Annotated in this window: 21 protein-coding genes, 1 tRNA gene and 2 pseudogenes; 21 read left to right on the top strand and 3 right to left on the bottom strand. The window is 36.6% G+C overall.

Going from position 1 to position 21,271, the window contains the following annotated elements:
- Positions 1–105: 105 nt before the first annotated feature.
- On the bottom strand, positions 106–978 hold the full coding sequence (locus COO03_RS14210; RefSeq protein ID WP_369095856.1) for a Cof-type HAD-IIB family hydrolase: 873 nt from the start codon (positions 976–978) through the stop codon (positions 106–108).
- Between the two features lie 1,144 nt (positions 979–2,122).
- Between COO03_RS14210 and COO03_RS14205 the strand changes: the two genes are divergently transcribed.
- The 13 genes and pseudogenes from COO03_RS14205 to COO03_RS28145 all read left to right on the top strand — a co-directional run.
- Positions 2,123–2,233, top strand: coding sequence for a DUF3948 family protein (locus COO03_RS14205; protein ID WP_097897787.1), 111 nt, complete (start codon positions 2,123–2,125; stop codon positions 2,231–2,233).
- Between the two features lie 52 nt (positions 2,234–2,285).
- A complete protein-coding gene (locus COO03_RS14200) occupies positions 2,286–2,396 on the top strand; it encodes a DUF3948 family protein (protein ID WP_097897786.1) in 111 nt (36 codons plus the stop codon).
- A gap of 53 nt (positions 2,397–2,449) precedes the next feature.
- Positions 2,450–2,560 (top strand): DUF3948 family protein, encoded by a 111-nt coding sequence (locus COO03_RS14195; RefSeq protein ID WP_217993885.1) that lies wholly within the window; start codon positions 2,450–2,452, stop codon positions 2,558–2,560.
- 40 nt (positions 2,561–2,600) lie between these two features.
- Entirely contained in the window at positions 2,601–2,714 is a 114-nt protein-coding gene (locus tag COO03_RS14190) for a DUF3948 family protein (protein WP_097897784.1), read from the top strand.
- Positions 2,715–3,298: 584 nt separating this feature from the next.
- The gene (gene hppD / locus COO03_RS14185) at positions 3,299–4,417 is read left to right on the top strand and encodes a 4-hydroxyphenylpyruvate dioxygenase (RefSeq protein WP_097897783.1); all 1,119 of its coding nucleotides are present in this window, start codon (positions 3,299–3,301) and stop codon (positions 4,415–4,417) included.
- A 77-nt stretch (positions 4,418–4,494) separates the two neighbouring features.
- Positions 4,495–5,451 (top strand): fumarylacetoacetate hydrolase family protein, encoded by a 957-nt coding sequence (locus tag COO03_RS14180; protein WP_097897782.1) that lies wholly within the window; start codon positions 4,495–4,497, stop codon positions 5,449–5,451.
- On the top strand, positions 5,417–6,589 hold the full coding sequence (locus COO03_RS14175) for a homogentisate 1,2-dioxygenase (RefSeq protein ID WP_097897781.1): 1,173 nt from the start codon (positions 5,417–5,419) through the stop codon (positions 6,587–6,589). The genes COO03_RS14180 and COO03_RS14175 overlap by 35 nt, the downstream gene beginning before the upstream one ends.
- 334 nt (positions 6,590–6,923) lie before the next feature.
- Positions 6,924–8,339, top strand: a complete 1,416-nt coding sequence (locus COO03_RS14170) for an amino acid permease (protein ID WP_097897780.1) — start codon at positions 6,924–6,926, stop codon at positions 8,337–8,339.
- 107 nt (positions 8,340–8,446) lie between these two features.
- Positions 8,447–9,721: an MDR family MFS transporter gene (locus COO03_RS14165; protein WP_097897779.1), complete on the top strand. Its 1,275-nt coding sequence runs from the start codon at positions 8,447–8,449 to the stop codon at positions 9,719–9,721.
- 240 nt (positions 9,722–9,961) lie between these two features.
- Positions 9,962–11,050, top strand: a complete 1,089-nt coding sequence (locus tag COO03_RS14160) for a D-alanine--D-alanine ligase (protein WP_097897778.1) — start codon at positions 9,962–9,964, stop codon at positions 11,048–11,050.
- A 61-nt stretch (positions 11,051–11,111) separates the two neighbouring features.
- Complete coding sequence (locus COO03_RS14155; RefSeq protein WP_097897777.1) at positions 11,112–12,488, top strand: UDP-N-acetylmuramoyl-tripeptide--D-alanyl-D-alanine ligase; 1,377 nt, start codon at positions 11,112–11,114, stop codon at positions 12,486–12,488.
- A 306-nt stretch (positions 12,489–12,794) separates the two neighbouring features.
- Positions 12,795–14,342, top strand: coding sequence for a DEAD/DEAH box helicase (locus COO03_RS14150; protein WP_097897776.1), 1,548 nt, complete (start codon positions 12,795–12,797; stop codon positions 14,340–14,342).
- Between the two features lie 90 nt (positions 14,343–14,432).
- Positions 14,433–14,540: pseudogene (locus tag COO03_RS28145) on the top strand (UV DNA damage repair endonuclease UvsE); the annotation flags it as partial.
- A 21-nt stretch (positions 14,541–14,561) separates the two neighbouring features.
- Here COO03_RS28145 and COO03_RS14140 read toward each other — a convergent pair.
- Positions 14,562–15,125, bottom strand: coding sequence for a rhomboid family intramembrane serine protease (locus tag COO03_RS14140; protein ID WP_097897775.1), 564 nt, complete (start codon positions 15,123–15,125; stop codon positions 14,562–14,564).
- Between the two features lie 92 nt (positions 15,126–15,217).
- Here COO03_RS14140 and acpS point away from each other — a divergent pair, with 92 nt between their 5' ends.
- The 6 genes and pseudogenes from acpS to COO03_RS14110 all read left to right on the top strand — a co-directional run bounded on the left by acpS (position 15,218) and on the right by COO03_RS14110 (position 20,177).
- On the top strand, positions 15,218–15,577 hold the full coding sequence (gene acpS / locus COO03_RS14135) for a holo-ACP synthase (RefSeq protein WP_097897774.1): 360 nt from the start codon (positions 15,218–15,220) through the stop codon (positions 15,575–15,577).
- A 156-nt stretch (positions 15,578–15,733) separates the two neighbouring features.
- Positions 15,734–16,684 carry a LolA family protein gene (locus COO03_RS14130; protein ID WP_141523220.1) on the top strand — a complete coding sequence of 317 codons (951 nt, stop codon included), beginning with the start codon at positions 15,734–15,736 and terminating at the stop codon, positions 16,682–16,684.
- Positions 16,685–16,804: 120 nt separating this feature from the next.
- Positions 16,805–17,148 (top strand): annotated as a pseudogene (locus tag COO03_RS14125) (alanine racemase); the annotation flags it as partial.
- Between the two features lie 152 nt (positions 17,149–17,300).
- On the top strand, positions 17,301–17,588 hold the full coding sequence (locus tag COO03_RS14120) for an antitoxin EndoAI (protein ID WP_000004571.1): 288 nt from the start codon (positions 17,301–17,303) through the stop codon (positions 17,586–17,588).
- 4 nt (positions 17,589–17,592) lie between these two features.
- Positions 17,593–17,943 (top strand): type II toxin-antitoxin system endoribonuclease NdoA, encoded by a 351-nt coding sequence (ndoA, locus tag COO03_RS14115; RefSeq protein WP_003194532.1) that lies wholly within the window; start codon positions 17,593–17,595, stop codon positions 17,941–17,943.
- 65 nt (positions 17,944–18,008) lie between these two features.
- The gene (locus COO03_RS14110) at positions 18,009–20,177 is read left to right on the top strand and encodes a Tex family protein (RefSeq protein ID WP_141523218.1); all 2,169 of its coding nucleotides are present in this window, start codon (positions 18,009–18,011) and stop codon (positions 20,175–20,177) included.
- Positions 20,178–20,237: 60 nt separating this feature from the next.
- Here COO03_RS14110 and cmpA read toward each other — a convergent pair whose 3' ends face one another.
- Positions 20,238–20,354, bottom strand: a complete 117-nt coding sequence (gene cmpA / locus COO03_RS14105; protein ID WP_097897771.1) for a cortex morphogenetic protein CmpA — start codon at positions 20,352–20,354, stop codon at positions 20,238–20,240.
- A gap of 250 nt (positions 20,355–20,604) precedes the next feature.
- Here cmpA and COO03_RS14100 point away from each other — a divergent pair, with 250 nt between their 5' ends.
- A complete protein-coding gene (locus COO03_RS14100; RefSeq protein WP_097897770.1) occupies positions 20,605–21,090 on the top strand; it encodes a SprT family protein in 486 nt (161 codons plus the stop codon).
- An 83-nt stretch (positions 21,091–21,173) separates the two neighbouring features.
- A tRNA-Asn gene (locus COO03_RS14095) sits at positions 21,174–21,248 on the top strand.
- The last annotated feature ends 23 nt before the right edge of the window (positions 21,249–21,271 follow it).

The raw sequence follows: 21,271 nt of genomic DNA, 5'->3' as shown, positions 1-21,271 counted from the left end.
TATTTGTAAGAAAACTATATCGGAATTTTGGGATACTGGAGGAGGGCATCTTGTCATCATGTGTAAAAGAAAAGGACTCTTTCAAATTATGAAAGAGTCCTTATTTTATTTACTTGATGAAGGTTGCTTTAATACGTACTGCTCAATTGCATGTGCAACACCATGTTCGTCATTTGTTAATGTAACAACATCACATAATTTTTTTACATCTTCTTCAGCATTTCCCATCGCAACAGATAGACCAGCTACTTCTAGCATTGGTACATCATTAAAGTTGTCACCAATTGCAACCGTGTCTTGAATAGGAATGTTGAAATAAGATGCCATTTCCTGCAATCCATTTCCTTTATGACCATGCTTGTCCATAATTTCTAAATTGGTCGGAGCTGACGCTGTGACCATAATTTCTTTATCTTCTTGTAACGATTGTAGTAGTTGCGAACGATGCCCAGCATCAAACGTTAAAATAAAGAATTTCGAGATTTCTAACTCTGGATTATTTACGACATCTTCGATTTTTTGGAAATCAGTAATTAAGTTAGATTTTTTTTGCTTTTCTGTAATTCGTTCAAGTTCTTCAATTGTAACATCCAGCGCATGCTTATTTTCTTCGAATGTATTCATCACTCGTTCTTTCCAATTATAAGGAGAATACACTCCTTTATTTGTGTACAGTTTATATGGAAAGCCTTCAGATTCTAATAATTTAGCAAGCTTATATACTTTATCACTTTGTAAACAACGAGAGTTAATTACTTTTCCATCGACATAAACAATTGCCCCATTGCTTGCTCCAACTGGAAGTGATAACTGATATTCTTCCAATAGTTTTAAAGCATCTTCCTTTGCACGACCAGAACAGATCATTACAACATGACCAGCTGCTTGAGCAGTGCGAATAGCTCTTAAATTTTCTTTGGAGATCTCGAGATTAGATGATAGTAATGTACCATCCATATCTAGTGCGATTAATTTCAAAATGACCACCTCTTTGTTTTTATTATACATAGTTATGTAGAGGAAACATATAAACTTATCTTGGAGACTAAAAGATTCATAATATTGCTTACTAATATGAAGTGAATTTACATATATCAATAAAAAAACCGACATAAAACCCCTCTTTTTAGGCGGGAGAGAGGATCTGGCCATGCATAGAAGCGGTCAGAGCCTTTTTCTGCCACATGCGAAGTAAAAACGGAAGAGCAAACGAGTGAAGGTTACTTTTTAGTCTGCATAGCAGGGATTTAGATGTTGAAAAATTAAAATGGATTTATATAAATGAATATTTGCTTAATGGATAAGAGGCATGATTCAGTAATAGGTGATAAAAAATAGACCATCTTGTCAGCACAAGATGGTCAAGGAAGGAGACAATATGTCAATTTTAATTAGGGATGGAAAGCTGTTCGAGACACTGGGGAATGTCTCATTATTAGGGAGGAACAGCTTCGATAGTTATAATATAAAAGGTAGATGTGATTTCAATGTGAATTTGAAGTGAAAGGGATGGGGAATTTAATATGATTGTTTCATACTTTTTGACTAATAGAAGAAGGATAGAAAATAGTTAGGTAATATGCAGCTATATATACATCAATTAAAAACCGAAATAAAATCTAGAATAAAACCCCCTCTTTTTAGGCGGGAGAGAGGATCTGGCCATGCATAGAAGCGGTCAGAGCCTTTTTCTGCCACATGCGAAGTAAAAACGGAAGAGCAAACGAGTGAAGGTTACTTTTTAGTCTGCATAGCAGGGATTTAGATGTTGAAAAATTAAAATGGATTTATATATATTGACCTAGTATTTTGTAACAAAAGCAGTAATAGAGATCCTCTATTACTGCTTATTTCGGTTTGTAACCTCAATGTTACAATTGTATTACAAACGCAGAAGTGTTGAAAAACCATATATAAAGGGGTTTTTAGAATATCTATGATGATTTCGTAAAAAAAATGTAATAAATTTTACGTAATGATATTGCAGTAGGAAACAAGTTATGTTACATTAATGTTACAAACGTTACACAACTAAATTTAATGTAACGTTAAGATAAAAAATATAAATCAATCATTTCTTAGAAATTACATATAAATACCTATTAAAAAGGAGAGAAAGAATATGAACAACGAACAAGTATTACAAGTAACAAAGATGGACTTATTAGGATCAGCGAGCGGGGCAGCGGTGTTAACAGCATTAATCGTATTTTTAGCTAATGCTTTAGTATAGGAAGTAAAACGGATATTACAAAATCAGAAAAAATGAAGGGAGAACGAACAATATGGAAAACAAAGAAGTATTACAAGTAACAAAAATGGATTTTTTAGGATCAGCGAGTGGGGCAGCAGTATTAACAGCATTAATTGTATTTCTGGCTAACGTTTTAGTATAAGAAGTAGAACAATAGATTGCGAAATAAAAAGAAACGAAGGGAGAATGGAAGATATGAACAACGAGCAAGTGTTACAAGTAACAAAAATGGATTTACTAGGATCAGCAGGTGGAGCAGCGGTATTAACAGCATTAATCGTATTTCTTTCAAGTGTTTTAGTATAATAGAAATTTTGTATCAAATGTATAAGAAACCGAAAGGAGAATGAGGAGTATGGAACAAGTATTACAAGTAACAAAAATGGATTTCTTAGGAGCAGCAACTGGAGCAGCAGTATTAACAGCACTTATTGTATTCCTTGCAAATGTATTAGTATGATGGGGATAGATAAGAGGAAGTTCTCATATGTTATTCGTACCACTATTCTAAAAAAATAAAGACTCTAGCATATTATAGATACTCAATATGTTAGAGTCTTTTTTATATGCCACTATATATACATCAATTAAAACCCCAACATAAAACCCCAACATAAAACCCTTTAGGTGGGAGAGAGGATCTGGCCATGCATAGAAGCAGTTAGGGCCATTTTCTGCCACATGCGAAGTAAAAACAGAAAGAGCAAACGAGTGTAGGTTATTTTTTATTTTACATAGCAGGGATTTAGATGTCGAAAAATTAAAATGTATTTATATAGCTTCTGCATTTCTCCTATATGTACATCCTTGTAATCTTAACGTCTGTATATTGCCATCTGCAGCTATTAAACCCTGTTATTTTAAAGAAAAAAAAGTCGAATTTTATGTGGAAGAAAAAAGAGGAATTTGACAGAAAAGATAGAAAATTTTAAAAGTCAGAAATCTGTTAGCTTGCTAACTATTTTTTTGGGTGATAGCTGGAAGCGTTTTCGATTGGTTCTAAGTATGTAACATTTAATTTATTTACAGGGGGATGAGGAATTTATGAAACAAAAATCTATGGATACGTTAGCTGCACAAATGGAGGATTTCTTTCCAGTACGCGATGTTGATCATTTAGAATTTTATGTAGGAAATGCAAAGCAATCAAGTTATTACCTTGCGAGAGCATTTGGATTTGAAATTGTAGCTTATTCTGGATTGGAAACAGGAAACCGTGAAAAGGTATCTTATGTTCTTGTGCAGAAAAACATGCGTTTTGTTGTGTCTGGGGCTTTAAATAGTGATAGCCGCATTGCTGAATTTGTAAAGGTTCATGGTGATGGAGTAAAAGACGTCGCTTTACTTGTTGATGATGTTGATAAAGCATATTCAGAAGCGGTAAAACGAGGTGCTGTTGCGATCGCTCCGCCTGAAGAGCTAACGGATGAGCATGGAACATTGAAAAAAGCAGTTATTGGTACGTATGGTGACACAATTCATACGCTTGTAGAGCGTAAAAATTATAAAGGGACATTTATGCCTGGCTATGAAAAAGTTGAATTTAATATTCCATCAGAAGAGTCAGGTTTAATTGCTGTGGATCATGTTGTAGGTAACGTTGAAAAAATGGAAGAATGGGTTAGCTATTACGAAAACGTTATGGGCTTTAAACAAATGATTCATTTTGATGATGATGATATTAGCACAGAGTATTCTGCATTAATGTCAAAGGTTATGACAAATGGAAGTCGTATTAAGTTTCCGATTAATGAACCAGCAGATGGGAAACGAAAATCACAAATTCAAGAGTATCTAGAGTTTTATAATGGTGCAGGCGTACAGCATCTTGCATTGCTGACAAATGATATTGTGAAAACAGTTGAAGCGCTTCGTTCAAATGGAGTAGAGTTTTTAGATACACCAGATACGTATTACGATGAGTTAACAGCACGCGTTGGGAAAATCGATGAAGAAATTGACAAGCTAAAAGAGCTTAAGATTCTTGTGGATCGTGATGATGAAGGGTATTTGCTACAAATTTTCACAAAGCCAATTGTAGATCGCCCAACATTATTTATCGAAATTATTCAGCGTAAAGGTTCTCGTGGATTCGGAGAAGGAAACTTTAAAGCGTTATTTGAATCTATTGAAAGAGAACAAGAACGCCGCGGAAATCTATAAAATATTTATCCACCAGCAAGAAATAAACATTTTTGCTGGTGGAAGTTGTATTTCATGATTAGTAGGGAGGAATATTGATGAAATTTGTTACATTTCGTCTTCCTTCACAAAACATGCGAGCGGGTTGGCTGGAAGGCGATAAAGTAATTGATATGAATATGGCAAGTAATGGTGTACTTCCTTCATCAATGCTTGCTTTTTTAGAGAAAGCGGATGAGTATGTAGAAATAGCGCGTGGTATTCGAAAACCAACAAGTGGCGTGTACTCTTTGGAAGATGTGCAGCTTTGTTCAGCCATCCCTAATCCAAGTAGTATTCGTGACTTTTATGCATTTGAACAACATGTCAAAACGGCTCGTGGACGTCGTGGGTTAGATGTTGTTCCAGAGTGGTATGATATTCCGGTTTTTTATTTTACAAATCACCGTGCTGTCATTGGGCCAGAAGTTACAGTTTCTTGCCCGAAACAGACTCAAAAGCTTGACTATGAATTAGAAATTGCTTGTGTCATTGGGAAAGAGGGAAGAAATATTTCGCGTGAACAAGCAGAAGAATATATTTTTGGTTATTGTATTATGAATGACTGGAGTGCTAGAGATTTACAGGCAACAGAGATGAAAGTAGGGCTTGGTCCAGCAAAAGGAAAGGACTTTGCTACTTCATTAGGAGCTTATCTTGTTACGAAAGAGGAATTAGATGTTTATCGCACGGGTGAACGTTATAACTTAGAAATGACTGCTCATGTGAATGGGGAACTTTTGTCTAAAGGAAATTTCCAAGATATTTACTATACGTTTGCAGAAATGATTGAACGTGCTTCAGAGGATGTTACGTTATATCCAGGAGATGTAATTGGTTCTGGAACGGTTGGCACTGGCTGTATTTTAGAACTTGGTACAGAAAAGTGGTTACAAGATGGTGATGTTGTAGAACTTACGATCACTGGACTAGGCACATTGCGTAATACAGTGAAAAAAGAAATGAAAGCGGGTGATGGGCATGTACTATCGTCACATGGGGAAACTTCCTCATAAACGACATGTGCAGTTTCGTAAGGAAGATGCTTCACTTTATCGTGAACAGGTGATGGGGACGAAAGGTTTCTCAGGTACACAATCTATTTTGTATCATCATTATATGCCAACAGAAGTAGGGCATGCTGCATTAGCACATTCTTGTCAGTTACAGTATGAAGAAGATGCAGTACTTGCTCATCGTCACTTTCGCACGAAAGAGAATAGGAAAACTGGAGATGCGGTAAGTGGAAGGAATTTCATATTAGGAAATGAAGATTTGTTAATCGGCGTTGTGAATCCGACAGAAAAAATGGATTATTTCTATCGCAATGGTGATGGAGATGAAATGTTATTCATTCATTATGGAACTGGGAAAATTGAGACGATGTTTGGAACGATTCATTACCGGAAAGGTGATTATATAACGATTCCAATTGGAACAATATATCGGGTCATCCCAGATGAGGGTGAATCTAAGTTTCTTGTTGTAGAAGCAAATAGCCAAATTACAACACCTCGCCGCTATCGTAATGAGTACGGTCAATTGTTAGAGCATAGTCCTTTCTGTGAAAGAGATATTCGTGGACCAGAGAAGTTAGAGACATATGATGAAAAAGGCGAGTTTGTCGTTATGACAAAGTCGAGAGGTAATATGCATAAGCATATTATGGCGCATCATCCGCTAGATGTTGTTGGCTGGGATGGATATTTATATCCGTGGGTCTTTAATATAGAGGACTTTGAACCAATTACAGGACGTATTCATCAGCCACCACCAGTTCATCAAACATTTGAAGGTCATAACTTTGTTATTTGTTCTTTTGTACCTCGTTTATATGATTACCATCCAGAGGCAATTCCAGCACCATATTATCATAGCAACGTAAATAGTGATGAGGTTCTTTATTATGTAGAAGGGAATTTCATGAGCAGAAAAGGTGTAGAAGAAGGTTCGATTACGCTTCATCCGAGCGGCATTCCTCATGGACCCCACCCTGGAAAAACAGAAGCGAGTTTAGGGAAAAAAGAAACAATTGAATTAGCTGTTATGATTGATACATTCCGTCCACTTCGTATTGTAAAACAAGCGCATGAAACGGAAGATGAAAAATATATGTATAGTTGGATTGAAGAGACTTCGCATACGGTTAAATAGAAGAAAGAGGCACGTTCATAAAATGAACATGCCTCTTTCCTTTTTGGAATCGACAATTTATAGAATACCAAAAATACCTATAAAAAGATATGGGAATATATCTATATACATTATTTGTATATGTTTTTTGGGGATTTTTAAACCGTTAAATTCTTTAACCTGCGGAACAAATATGATAATAGCAACTTTTATTCATGGATGAAATTTTTCTCTTCTCCTTTATTGGATAGTTTTCTGTTTATTTCGACAAAAGTGTTGACTAAAAAATAGGTTATAAGTAAAATAAGAAACGAATTAAAAATTTTCAGAAAATTTAAAAATAGAGGTGCATGCTATGAAGCAAATTTTTCAAAAAAAGCCGATTGCAAAATTACTGCAAGAAAGTAAGCAGAAGACATTAGCAAGAACATTAGGGGCACTTGATTTAACGATGCTTGGGATTGGAGCAATTGTTGGAACAGGAATCTTTGTTCTTACCGGTGTTGTAGCAGCGAAACATTCTGGACCAGCTATTATTTTATCATTCGCTATAGCTGCATTAGCGTGTGCCTTTGCCGCGTTTTGTTACGCGGAATTTGCATCTTCAGTTCCTGTCTCAGGAAGTGTTTACACGTATACATATGCAACAATGGGAGAAGTATTTGCGTTCTTAATTGGATGGGATTTAATGTTGGAATATTTGTTGGCCACATCTGCTGTAGCAAACGGATGGTCTGCTTATTTTCAATCATTATTAAAGGGATTTGGTATTCATATTCCAACCATTCTATCCTCTGCTCCTGGGACAGGGAAGGGTGGTCTTATTGATTTACCTGCGGTTCTTATCATTTTAATTATGACAGCTCTTTTATCTAGAGGTGTACGTGAAAGTGCACGTGTAAATAATATAATGGTTTTTATTAAATTAGCGGTTGTTTTCATTTTTATTTTTGCTGGATTTAATTATGTGAAGCCAGAAAATTGGACACCTTTTATGCCATTTGGGCTTGATGGTGTAATGGCTGGAGCAGCTACAGTTTTCTTTGCATTTATTGGATTTGATGCTGTATCAACAGCTGCAGAAGAGGTTAAGCGTCCACAACGTGATCTACCGATTGGCATTATTGCATCGTTACTCGTTTGTACAATTCTTTATATTGCGGTTTCGCTTATTTTGACAGGAATTGTTCCATACGGAAAGTTAAATATCTCAGATCCAGTAGCTTTCGCACTTCAATTTATTGGACAAGATAGTTTAGCAGGTGTTATTTCTGTAGGGGCAATTACAGGCATTACAACTGTAATGTTAGTTATGATGTATGGACAAGTTCGTGTTTCGTATGCAATGAGTCGCGATGGATTATTGCCGAAGGGCCTTGCTAAAGTCCATCCAAGATTCAAAACGCCATTTCTAAATACATGGACGACAGGAATTATTGCAGCACTTATTTCAGGGCTTATCGATTTAAATGTATTAGCACATCTTGTAAATATGGGGACATTATCAGCATTTGCACTTGTGGCTGTTGCGGTTATCGTAATGAGAAAAACACATCCAGATTTACCGCGTGCATTTAAGGCGCCGCTTGTACCATTTTTACCAGCGTTAACTGTTATCTTTTGCATATATTTAATGCTTCAATTATCGGGGACAGCATGGATGAGTTTTGGTATTTGGATGGTGATTGGTGTAGCAGTGTACTTCTTATATAGTAGAAAACATAGTGTTTTAAATAATAGAAAAGATGAGGAAGATGTAGCGAATTTATAAGAAAAAGGTCCGTTCTAAGTAGAGTAGAACGGACCTCTTATTTCGAAAATTTACATTTTTCTAAAAATAATATAAGATAAGGGGTGGTTGATTAAAGGGGTGGAGAGATGAAAAACACATGGCGTGAGCTAAGAGAGATGGATCGTAACGTATGGATTCGGTTTGTTGGAGAAACGTTAAATGGAATTGCGATGATGATGTTGATGCCGTTTTTTGCATTGTATTTAAAGGATAAAGTAGATTCCTTATTACAAGTAGGGATTATTATGGCACTTTCTCCTATCGCAGCAAGTGTTGGTTCTCTTATCGGGGGCAGAATTGCTGATATATATGGAAGAAAGCCGATTATGGTATTTTCAATGGCGAGTAATGCATTGTTAATGCTTGGTTTTTTATTTATAGAAGGATTTATTCCTTATGCTATATTGTCTATTCTTTTAGGATTAAGTAATTCATTGTTTCATCCAGCGGCGTCAGCAATGGTAGCAGATGTAACTGTACCTGAAAAGAGGACAGAGGCGTACGGCTTATTACGGATGGGACATAATATTGGTGCAGCAATCGGACCGATTATGGGGGCATCGGTGGTTGTACTTTCAAAAAATCTTGTGTTTATCATTGCGGCATCTACAATGATATTTTATGCGCTGCTTGTTTTGATACTTATTCAAGAAACAATGCCAAAAGTTATAAACGAAAAGCAGGAGAATAAGAATAGGGAATCAGAGCCCGTTTGGAAAATTATTTTGGGAGACAAGGTGTTAATGATTTATTTGTTAGCAGGGATTATGATTTCTATGGGATTTTCTCAAACGGAGGGTATGCTTCCACTTCATTTTGATAATGAAATGAAAGATATATTTGGTAAAAACAACCCATATCCATATTTAATGGCTTTAAACGGTTTGCTAGTTGTTCTATTCCAATTTCAAATTTCTAAGTGGGCAACAGATAAACCAGTTGGGAAGACGATGTTATACGGTGCTTGGTTATTTGGGATTGGTTTGTTCTTCATCGGTTGGCTACCGAAGTGGTTTGGAGGATCTGGAACAGACGCTACGGTTATTTTAGTAACATTACTTGTTGTATATGCGGTATACACATTAGGCGAGATGATTATGTCTCCTGTACAAATGACGTTTGTTGCAAATTTGGCACCAGAGCATTTACGCGGGACATATATGGGGGCAGCAAGTTTGCAATGGATTACAGGGAATGCATTTGGTCCGCTTCTAGGAGGCCTATTACTTGACCGGCTATTAGGGCACTTATTATTCACAATTCTAGGTGTAGGATGTATAGTGGCAGGTATTATATATATATCGTTAGATCGTCTTGTCGAGCAAAGGCAAAAGGGTACTATGGCGAAACGATCTTCATAATTTATAGGTGACATACACAAAAAGAAGTGTTTCTTCATATTTTAGGTACATAACTAGAACGTATTGTAATCTTACTTTAAAGTTTTTTGATGAGGGATGAAGAAAATTATACAAAAAAAACAATAAGTGGTGTCTTTTTGTTATTTGGTGGAAGTTTCATTTTATTTTAAATAGGAACTACCTATTTCTATAAAAAGTGCTAAAATAGAAAAATGAAAACAATTGGTTAGGGTGATTTCATTGACGAAAATTAAATTAGGTTTATTATATGGTGGAAAATCAGCAGAGCATCAAGTTTCATTACAAACAGCTCTAGCTGCTATTAAAGCATTAAATCAAGAAAAATTCGAGATTCATCCGATTTATATTACAGAGCAAGGCCAATGGATGCGTGGTGAGCGCATTGCAGGTGAAGTAACAAGCGTGCAAGCTTTACAAATGAATGGAGAGGAAAATGCAATTTCTCCAGTATCATTAAGTACAGAAATTATCCCTACTGCTTCTTCTAAGCAAGAAGAGGCAATTGATGTTATTTTCCCATTGTTACACGGACCAAATGGTGAAGATGGAACAGTACAAGGGTTATTAGAACTAATGAATATACCGTACGTTGGAAATGGTGTATTAGCATCAGCTGCTGGTATGGATAAGGTTGTTATGAAAAATATCTTCGCAGAAGCTGGATTAAAACAAGCGAAGTATGCCTCTTTCATTCGCAGTGTATGGGAGAAAAATCGTCAAGAGGCTTATGAAAAGGTAGAAGAAGTATTAGGTTACCCATGTTTTGTAAAACCAGCAAACCTTGGATCAAGTGTTGGTATTAATAAATGTAAAGATCGTGAAGAATTAGAGAAAGCATTTGAAGAAGCGTTCCAATTTGACCGCAAGATTATTGTTGAAGAAAATATTGTAGGTCGTGAAGTGGAAGTTGGCGTTTTAGGTAATGATGAGCCAAAATGTTCTGTTGTAGGTGAGATTGTACCTAAGAAAGAGTTTTATGATTATAAATCAAAATATATCGACGGCGATACAGCATTAATTATTCCAGCTGAAGTTACAGAAGAAGAGTCAGCTACAATTCAAAGAGATGCAATTCGTGCATTCCAGTCTTTAGACAGTGCGGGCTTAACAAGAGCGGACTTCTTCTTAACAAAAGATGGGGAAGTATATATTAATGAAGTAAATACAATGCCAGGGTTTACACCATTTAGTATGTTCCCATTATTATGGCAGCATACAGGCTTGCCGTATCCGGAGTTAATCGAAGAATTAATTCGTTTGGCAATTGAGCGTCACGAAGAAAAGCAAAAAATTAAATATACAATCTAACAAACAAAGGAGGAAGCACTATTCAAGAGAATAGTGCTTCCTCTATGTAAGGAGTGTTTTTATGATAAAACGAATGTTAAAACAAATAGAACAAATGACGAATGGAACAGGTTTAGTAGAGAGATATGCCGAAATTACTATACAAGGCGTATCAATTGATACACGAAAAATTGAAAAAGGTAATTTATATGTTCCGATTCAAGGGGAGCGCTTTGATGGTCATTCTTTTGTAGATAAGGCAATTGAAAATGGGGCTGTAGCTACGCTTTGGAAAAAAGATGTACAAAATCCACCTGCAAATATTCCTGTTATTTTTGTAGAAGATACGTTAGAGGCATTGCAAATATTAGCGAAAAACTATCGCGATCAATTAGATGTAAAGGTTGTTGGGGTAACGGGCAGTAATGGTAAAACATCTACAAAAGATATCGTGACAAGTCTTCTTGCAACTAAATTTAAGGTGCAAAAAACAGAGGGTAATTTTAATAACCATATTGGTTTACCCCTTACGATTTTGAACTTAGAAGAAGATACAGAAATGGCTGTATTAGAGATGGGGATGTCTAGCCGAGGCGAAATTGAATTTTTATCTAAGTTAGCTCGTCCAAACGCAGCAATCATTACGAATATTGGAGAAGCACATTTAATGGATTTAGGTTCTCGTGATGCGATTGCTGAGGCGAAGCTTGAAATTGTTACAGGGTTACAAGAAGGCGGCGTATTTGTATACAATGGGGACGAACCTCTATTAACAAACCGTGTTCCAAAGATGAATTTAGCGGCAGAAACTGTTACATTTGGCGATGCAAGAGCGAATGATTATTATCCAACTTCTGTAACATTGCAAGCAACTGGAACGTACTTTAAGATGAACCGAGATGAAACTGTTATGTTTTATTTGCCTGTCCTTGGAAAACATAATGTATATAATGCACTTGCATCGATGGCGATCGCGAAATATTTTGGTGTAACATGGGAAGAAATGAAACAAGGCTTAGTAACACTTCAAATGACAGGGATGCGAATGGAAATTGTAAAAACAAATACTGGATTAACAATTATCAATGATGCATATAACGCAAGTCCAACGGCAATGGAAGCGGCATTTCATTTAATGAATGGTTTAGATGGATTTTCTAAAAAGATTGTTGTTCTTGGTGATATGCTAGAGCTTGGAGACCAAGAAGTGCAATTTCATTATGAAGTGGGTAAGTTAATTGATCCTGCGCGAATCTCCTATGTATTTACATACGGTAGACTAGGGGCTCAAATTGCGGAAGGAGCAAAAATTAATTTCCCTAGTGAACGTGTAAAAGCATATAATAATAAAGAAGATCTCGTGAAAGACTTAGAGGCTGTCGTTGATGTAAAGGCTGTTGTATTAGTGAAAGCATCTCGTGGAATGAAGATGGAAGAAGTCATTACGATGTTGAAATAATTGGTGCATATAAATAGGGATGATAGCTACGAAAATAGAGGAAACTCATAATAAGCGCTTACAGCAAATGATTAAAAAGTAAAAGTAAAGAAAAAAGCTCTGAATATGAAATAAGGTAACAGTTGGGGTTTGCTTTTTGCACATACAAAACTTATAATTGATAAAGTGTAATAACGTTTAGAAGTATTTTCGCGAAGAATATACGCCCGTTTATATACGTGAGCATTCAGGAAAAGGGCTTTTCCGCAAATTCGGAAAACGCCTTTTTTTAAATGATAAGTATAGGATAGAAAAGGAGAAGTAACATTGACAACATTTCGAGAATTAGGATTAAGTGATTCTTTACTGCAATCTGTTGAAAGCATGGGCTTTGAAGAGGCTACGCCAATTCAAGCTGAAACAATTCCGCATGCATTGCAAGGTAAAGATATTATTGGGCAAGCGCAAACAGGTACAGGGAAAACAGCAGCATTCGGATTACCGCTATTGGACAAAGTGGATACACATAAAGAATCAGTTCAAGGTATTGTTATCGCGCCAACGCGTGAATTAGCAATTCAAGTTGGAGAAGAACTTTACAAAATTGGTAAACATAAACGTGTTCGTATTTTACCAATCTATGGTGGCCAAGATATTAACCGCCAAATTCGTGCTCTAAAAAAACACCCACACATTATTGTTGGTACGCCGGGTCGTATTTTAGATCATATTAACCGTAAGACACTTCGTCTACAAAACGTAGAAACTGTTGTTCTTGACGAAGCAGATGAAATGTTAAACATGGGCTTCATTGAAGATATTGAAGCAATTTTAACAGATGTGCCAGAAACACATCAAACATTATTATTCTCAGCAACAATGCCAGATCCAATCCGTCGTATTGCTGAGCGTTTCATGACTGAGCCTCAACACATTAAAGTAAAAGCAAAAGAAGTAACAATGCCAAACATTCAGCAGTTCTATTTAGAAGTGCAAGAAAAGAAAAAGTTTGACGTGTTAACGCGCTTATTAGATATTCAATCTCCAGAGCTTGCAATCGTATTTGGTCGCACAAAGCGTCGTGTGGATGAGTTATCAGAAGCGTTAAACTTACGTGGTTATGCAGCAGAAGGTATACATGGTGATTTAACACAAGCGAAACGTATGTCTGTATTACGTAAGTTTAAAGAAGGTTCTATCGAAGTACTTGTTGCAACAGACGTTGCAGCGCGTGGCCTTGATATTTCAGGTGTAACACACGTATACAACTTCGATATTCCACAAGATCCAGAATCATATGTTCACCGTATTGGTCGTACTGGCCGTGCTGGTAAAAAGGGTATTGCAATGCTATTTGTAACGCCACGTGAATCAGGACAATTAAAAAATATCGAGCGTACAACAAACCGTAAAATGGACCGTATGAATGCACCGACACTTGACGAAGCATTAGAAGGTCAACAACGTTTAATCGCAGAAAAACTTCAAAGCACAATTGAAAGTGATAACTTATCATACTACAAACGTATTGCAGAAGAAATGTTAGAAGAAAATGATTCTGTAACTGTTGTAGCAGCTGCTTTAAAAATGATGACAAAAGAGCCAGATACAACACCAATCGCTTTAACGTCAGAGCCACCGGTTGTTTCAAGAGGTTCTAAAAAGCGCGGTGGTAACGGAAATGGAAACCGTGATGGAAACCGTAATCGTAATCGTGATGGCCGTGGCGATGGCCGTAATCGTGATCGTAATCGTGATGGTCGCAATCGTGACGGTAATCGTAGCCGTGGTCGCAAAGGTGAAGGTCAAGGTCGCCCGGGATCTTCAAATGGACGCGGCGAAAGAAAACATCATAGCCGTAAGCCACAAGCTTAATAAAAAAGAGGATGTCCAAAAAGGATATCCTCTTTTTGTTTGTATAGTTACGCATTCTGTATAATAAGTCGGATAGAAAAGAGGGGCTTTATACTTGTAAGACTTGGTTATGTAGCGGCGATTCATAAACTTGAGAGAATTGTTAATGCTAATTTAGAAAATTGTTTATGGTTATTAAAGCATAATCAAGGACATGATTCGATGGTGGGAGCTTTTGTATTAAATAAGCTCTGCACCATCGATTTTTTTTGCTAAAAGCGGGGTGTAAATACCACCGATTAATAGCCCGGTTAAATGGCTGATAGGATTGGCAGAAGGATTAAAGAAGGTAAAGAGAAGTAATATAGATATAATTGAAGAAAACAGAACAAGTTCTTTGGGCTGAGCAGTTCGATAGCGACTGTATAAAATGAATAGTTGTGCACCGAGTAATCCGAAAATTCCACCTGATGCGCCGGCGTGAATATATTCAAGGGGCATAATGAGATAAGAGAGGATATTACCGCTAATGCCGGAGGTGAAAAATATAATTGCGAAGGCAATACTGCCTAGTTGTTTTTCAATAGAGTAACCAAGAATAAGTAAACAAATGCTATTGGAAAGAAAGTGCTGTAAGTCTACGTGTATAAATAGTGAAGTTATAAATCGCCACCATTCCCCTTGGGCAATGCATGTATTACAGGCCGCTATAGTAGAAAAGAAAAAATTACTTAGTATCATCATAATCAATTGTAAGAAAAGCAAAGAGAGGACAGCAGGTTGTAGGGGGATACGGATAGACATTCTATAGTTTCACTCCTTTTGCATCAGAAAGATTCTCTGTTATTCTTACAATATGAACGAAGAGAGACAAATAGAAGAAGGGGATTTTTGAAATGATTATAGGAATTGGAATTGATATTATCGAGCTGAATAGAATCGAAAAAATGCTAGATGGAAAGCTTAAATTTATGGAGCGTATTTTGACTGAAAGAGAACGTGGTATTGCTGCTGAATTGAAAGGGAATCGTCTTGTGGAATTTGTTGCGGGAAGATTTGCAGCGAAAGAAGCGTACTCTAAGGCGGTTGGAACTGGTATTGGAAAAGAAGTGAGTTTTTTAGATATTGAAATAAGAAATGATGAGAAAGGTAAGCCAGTACTCTTTGCAAATACGGAAAATATCGTCCATCTATCGATTAGTCATAGTAGGGAATTTGCTGTGGCTCAAGTTGTTTTAGAAAGCTCGTCACGCTAGTCTGCATATTTTATATCTTTGTCTCATATATTTGAGTTAGCGATAAGGAAGAAATATCTTCCATTCATTTATAGGGGCAAAGGGGCTGAAGCGATGAAAAGGCGGCTATTTTTAGTGATTGTCGGTTTATTGACCGTTTTTGTGTTAGCAGGTTGTATGGAAAAGAAACAGGAAGATGTTGTGCGAGATTTAGAAGCGAAGGTTAAGGGGATGAAGAGTTATCAAGCAGAGGCAAAACTATCCATTAAAACGGGAAATGAGCCACAGGAGTATAACGTTGAAATTTGGCATAAAGAACCTTCTTATTATCGCGTAAATTTAAAAAATACGAAAAAGGATCAGAGTCAAATTATTTTAAGAAATAATGAAGGTGTATTTGTATTAACACCATCTCTTAATAAAAGCTTTCGTTTTCAAAGTGACTGGCCGCAAAACAGTAGTCAAGCTTACTTGTATGAGTCGCTTGTAAGAGACATCTTACAGGATCAGAAAAACCTTTCGTTTGAGAAAACCGATAAGTACTATGTGTTTAAGGCAAAAACAAATTATCACCATCAAAATATGTTGCCGAGGCAAGAAATTACGTTTAATAAAAGTGATTTAACGCCCGTCTCGGTAAAATTGATGGATAATGATCAAAATGTTCTTGTGAAAGTAGATTTTTCGAAGGTGAAATTTGATACAAAGTTTGATAAGGGTGCATTTGATACGAAACAAAATATGTCTAGAGCGCAAGTTGATGTACAGACAACGGCAAAAGAAGATAAACCGTTTGCTATTTTATATCCACGTGATACCCCGCAAGGTGTTGTTTTAAAAGAAGAGAAGGAGTTAAAGACAGACAGCGGCAAGCGTGCAATACTCACATACACTGGAGATAAGAAATCCTTCACTTTAATACAAGAAAAGGCGAAAGTTGCAGAGGCCTCGTCACCAATCAGTGTAAGTGGAGAGTTAGTTGACCTTGGCTTTACAATTGGTGCGCTGACGAAAGACTCTTTAACGTGGTCGCATAACGGAGTGGAATATATGCTCGTGTCTAAAGGGTTAGAACCAGATGAGTTATTAATGGTAGCTCGTTCTGTTACAGCGAAGCAGGTAAAATAACCTTCTTAGACGTGGTGATATATAAGCACCACGTCTTTTCCTGGTTTGAGGAATGGATTTCATAAAAAGACGCATATAAAAGAATAAGCTTCGCATATCGTATATAAAGAAGTTTTTTTTATGGAAGAACCATCGTTCTACCATGATACGTGGGTAGAAGTAGATTTGGATGCAATCTATAACAATGTAACGCGCATCAAAGAACTTATTCCCGATGATGTGGAGGTTTTTGCTGTAATAAAAGAAAATGCATATGGACATGACTATGTCCCAGTGGAAAAAACAGCATTAGAGGCGGGGGTAATAAGATTAGCAGTTACCTTTTTAGATGAGGCATTGGTACTTTGTCGAGCGGGTTACAGCATCAATTTTAGTATTAGGTCCTTCGCCGCCGCGTGATGTAAATGTGGCTGTTGAAAATGATGTAGCATTAACGGTTTGTCAAAAAAGAATGGATTGAAGAGATAAAAAATAAAAGAGAGTGAATGTTTTATTTGTGAATTGGAAAACATAAGCAAGGAACAAGGAAGTCTTTGCAACAGGCTCCATACAATGGTATTATTACAATAGGTGTCATATATATTTGGGTGTGTAGTTGACGGTGGAGGTGTATTTTGTGTCCGAATCAAGTGTAACTACTGAAATCGTGGTTCGGTTGCCTAAGCAAGTGGTAACGGAATTGGACGGAATTGGAAAACAAGAGAATAAGAATCGCCATGAACTAATTTGCCAGGCAACACAACTGTTATTGCGTCAACATAAGACGAAGAAACGCTACCAACATGAATCAATGCGACGTGGGTACATTGAAATGGGAAAAATTAATCTTGGTATTGCATCTGAAGCTTTCTTAGCAGAGTATGAAGCAGCTCATACGGTAGAACGCTTAGTTAGCGGGGGGTAATATTTTGATTGTAAAACGCGGCGACGTGTATTTTGCAGACCTTTCCCCAGTTGTTGGTTCTGAGCAAGGAGGCGTTCGTCCGGTTCTTGTCATTCAAAATGACATCGGAAATCGTTTTAGTCCGACTGTGATTGTAGCGGCTATTACTGCGCAGATTCAGAAAGCGAAATTGCCCACACATGTGGAAATTGATGCGAAAAAGTACGGATTTGAGAGAGATTCTGTTATCTTGCTCGAGCAGATTCGAACAATCGATAAGCAACGTTTAACGGACAAAATCACTCATTTAGATGAGATGATGATGAGTCGTGTAGATGAGGCTTTACAAATTAGTTTAGGACTAATAGATTTTTAAATCGGCAGTTTAAGTTGCTCTCTTTTAGAGGCAACTTTTTTTATTAGAGGAGGTTACGGTTGTATATGGAAATGGTAGATAATCGACAAGCGTTAATGAAAATGTTAGTGAAAGAATTAGGCTTTACAGAGAAGCAAGTTCGTCATGTTATTCAATTAACAGAAGAAGGTAACACAGTTCCATTTATTGCTCGTTACCGAAAGGAATGGACAGGCTCTTTAGATGAAGTGCAAATTCGTGCGATCTTAGAAAGATGGCAATATATGATGCAACTTGAAGATCGGAAAGAAGAGGTTCTTCGTCTTATTAACGAAAAAGGAAAGTTAACAGAAGATTTACGAAATCATATTGTTTCTGCAACAAAGTTACAAGAAGTAGAAGATTTGTACCGTCCCTATAAAGAAAAAAGAAGAACAAAAGCGACGATTGCGAAAGAAAAAGGGTTAGAACCTTTAGCGGAATGGCTATTGTTGTTTACAAAAGAAGAGCCAACAGAACAAGCGATGGCATTTATTGATGCTGAAAAGGAAGTGCAATCTACGGAAGATGCGCTGCGAGGTGCGCAAGATATTATTGCAGAAATTATATCGGATGATGCCACATATCGTAGTTGGATTCGAAATGTTACATTCAAAAAGGGGATGATATCTTCGTCTGTAAAGGATGAAGAAAAAGATGAGAAAAATATATACGAGATGTATTACGGTTATGAAGAGCCGCTTCAAAAAATTGTCCCACATCGTGTATTAGCTATAAATCGTGGCGAAAAGGAAGAGGTACTAAAAGTTTCTGTTATCCCGCCAACAGAAGAAGTTGTTCATTTTCTACATAAAAAAGTGATTCGTGATGAATCTTCCAAAAGTGCATTGTATGTACAATTAGCGATTGAAGATGGATATAAGCGATTAATTCAACCATCAATAGAAAGGGAGATTCGTAAAGAATTAACTGAAACGGCAGAAGAGCAAGCAATCCATATTTTTTCTGAGAATTTACGTAATTTATTATTGCAGCCACCAATGAAAGGGAAAGTAGTATTGGCAGTAGACCCTGCATATCGAACAGGCTGCAAATTAGCTGTGGTAGATGATACAGGAAAAGTTTTGCATATTGATGTTATTTATCCGCATCCCCCTGTTCGAAAATATGAGGATGCAAAAGGGAAAGTTCTTTCTATTATAGATAAATACCAAGTGCAGATGATTGCAATTGGGAATGGAACTGCTTCTCGAGAGACGGAAGAATTCATAGTAGATGTCTTACAAAATGTACAGCGAGATGTTTTTTATATTATTGTAAATGAAGCAGGTGCTAGTGTATATTCAGCTTCTGATTTAGCTCGTGAAGAATTTCCGGATTTACAAGTTGAAGAAAGAAGTGCCGTTTCAATTGGACGCCGCTTACAAGATCCGCTTGCTGAACTTGTGAAGATTGATCCGAAATCAGTTGGAGTAGGACAATATCAGCATGATGTATCACAAAAGAGATTAAATGAATCATTAACGTTTGTAGTGGAAACAGCAGTTAACCAAGTTGGGGTTAATGTAAATACAGCTTCGGTTCCATTATTACAATACGTTTCGGGGTTATCAAAAACGGTTGCGAAAAATATTGTCGCTAAGCGTGAGGAAAATGGGAAGTTTACAAAACGAACAGAGTTAAAGAAAATACCGCGTTTAGGTGCGAAAACCTATGAACAATGTATTGGTTTCTTACGTATATTAGAAGGAGAAAATCCGTTAGACAGAACAAGTATCCATCCGGAGCAATATAAAAATGTTGAATTATTATTAAAAAGTTTAGGTTTAGCGATTAGTGACGTAGGACAACCACAATTACAGAAGTGTTTAGCGGGAGTAGATATTTCTAAATTGTCCCAAGAAACGAAGATTGGTGAGCCAACACTAGTTGATATTATAGATGCTTTAATTAGTCCAGAGCGAGATATGCGTGACGAACTGCCAAAACCACTTTTGAAAAAGGGAATTCTAAAATTAGAAGATTTAAAGCGTGGCATGGAGTTAGAAGGAACTGTTCGGAATGTTGTTGATTTCGGTGCGTTTGTTGATATTGGTGTGAAACAAGATGGTTTAGTACATATTTCTAAATTAAGTAAGCAATTTGTAAAGCACCCATTAGATATTGTATCTGTTGGACAAATTGTAAAGGTATGGGTAGATGATGTTGATATGAAAAAGGGTCGTGCTGCATTATCGATGTTACCAATTGAATAGTAAGAAAAAAAGAGCAGGGGAAAGACTGCTCTTTTTTTAGGGATGGGGAAGCTCAATTGATTAGGAGCTTTGATGTGTTCTGCTATAGTAAAACCAGCATTCATTCAGTAACTTAATCTGATACCGGTTTTTTTCGAAATATGCACGTTGCATTTGCTTTCGGAGCCACGTGGGCATAAGAATCCCTCCTTGTTTAATCCTACTCGAATAAGTAGTTCCTTGTATTTAAGGATACAAAAGAAGCGGAAAAATTAACTGTTAGGAACTTCCTATAAGAGTTTGGTTAGCAGACTTTTATGGATAGCGCAAGGTAAGTGTTATTCATAAAAGTCTCACTTTTTGAATGAGGATGGGTATATGTACTATTTAATATATGTATAAGAAGAGAGAAAAGTGTAAGTTTATTTTTTGTTTGGGAGGAATAAAAATGAATGAACAAGAAGTGCAACGGCTTGTGGAAGAAATATCATTACAGTATTTCGGAAAGGTCTTTTTACATAAAGCAATGTTCAATAAACGATTGCGTACAACTGGTGGAAGGTATTTATTAAAAAGTCACAATATAGAATTAAACTATCATTATTATAAAATGTATGGAGAGGAAGAACTGATAGGTATTATTAAGCATGAACTCTGTCATTACCATTTGCATATTGAAGGAAAAGGATACAAACATCGAGATCGAGATTTTCGTGAGTTGTTAAAGAAGGTGGATGCACCTAGGTTTTGTAAGAGAATGGCTGGAGTAAACAAGGAGATTAAAACTTATGTGTATGAATGTGTGGGTTGTTCTATTCAGTATGTGAGAAGGCGCCAAATGAATACAGAAAGATATGTTTGTGGAAAGTGTAGAGGGAAACTAAAACAAATAAAAAACACCTTGACAGTTAAAAATCAATCCAGTATATTATAAACATGTCACGTTTGTACAAGACATTGTAGAAATGACTTGACTTATAACGTGAAGTTTTATAAGATACAAATTGTCTTTCTTATTCCGCAGTAGCTCAGTGGTAGAGCTATCGGCTGTTAACCGATCGGTCGTAGGTTCGAGTCCTACCTGCGGAGCCATACAGAGAAGTACCCAAGTGGCT

The sequence above is a fragment of the Bacillus sp. AFS098217 genome (assembly GCF_002551815.1).
In the GTDB taxonomy this organism is placed as follows: domain Bacteria; phylum Bacillota; class Bacilli; order Bacillales; family Bacillaceae_G; genus Bacillus_A.
This window is presented reverse-complemented; position numbering and strand designations above follow the sequence as displayed.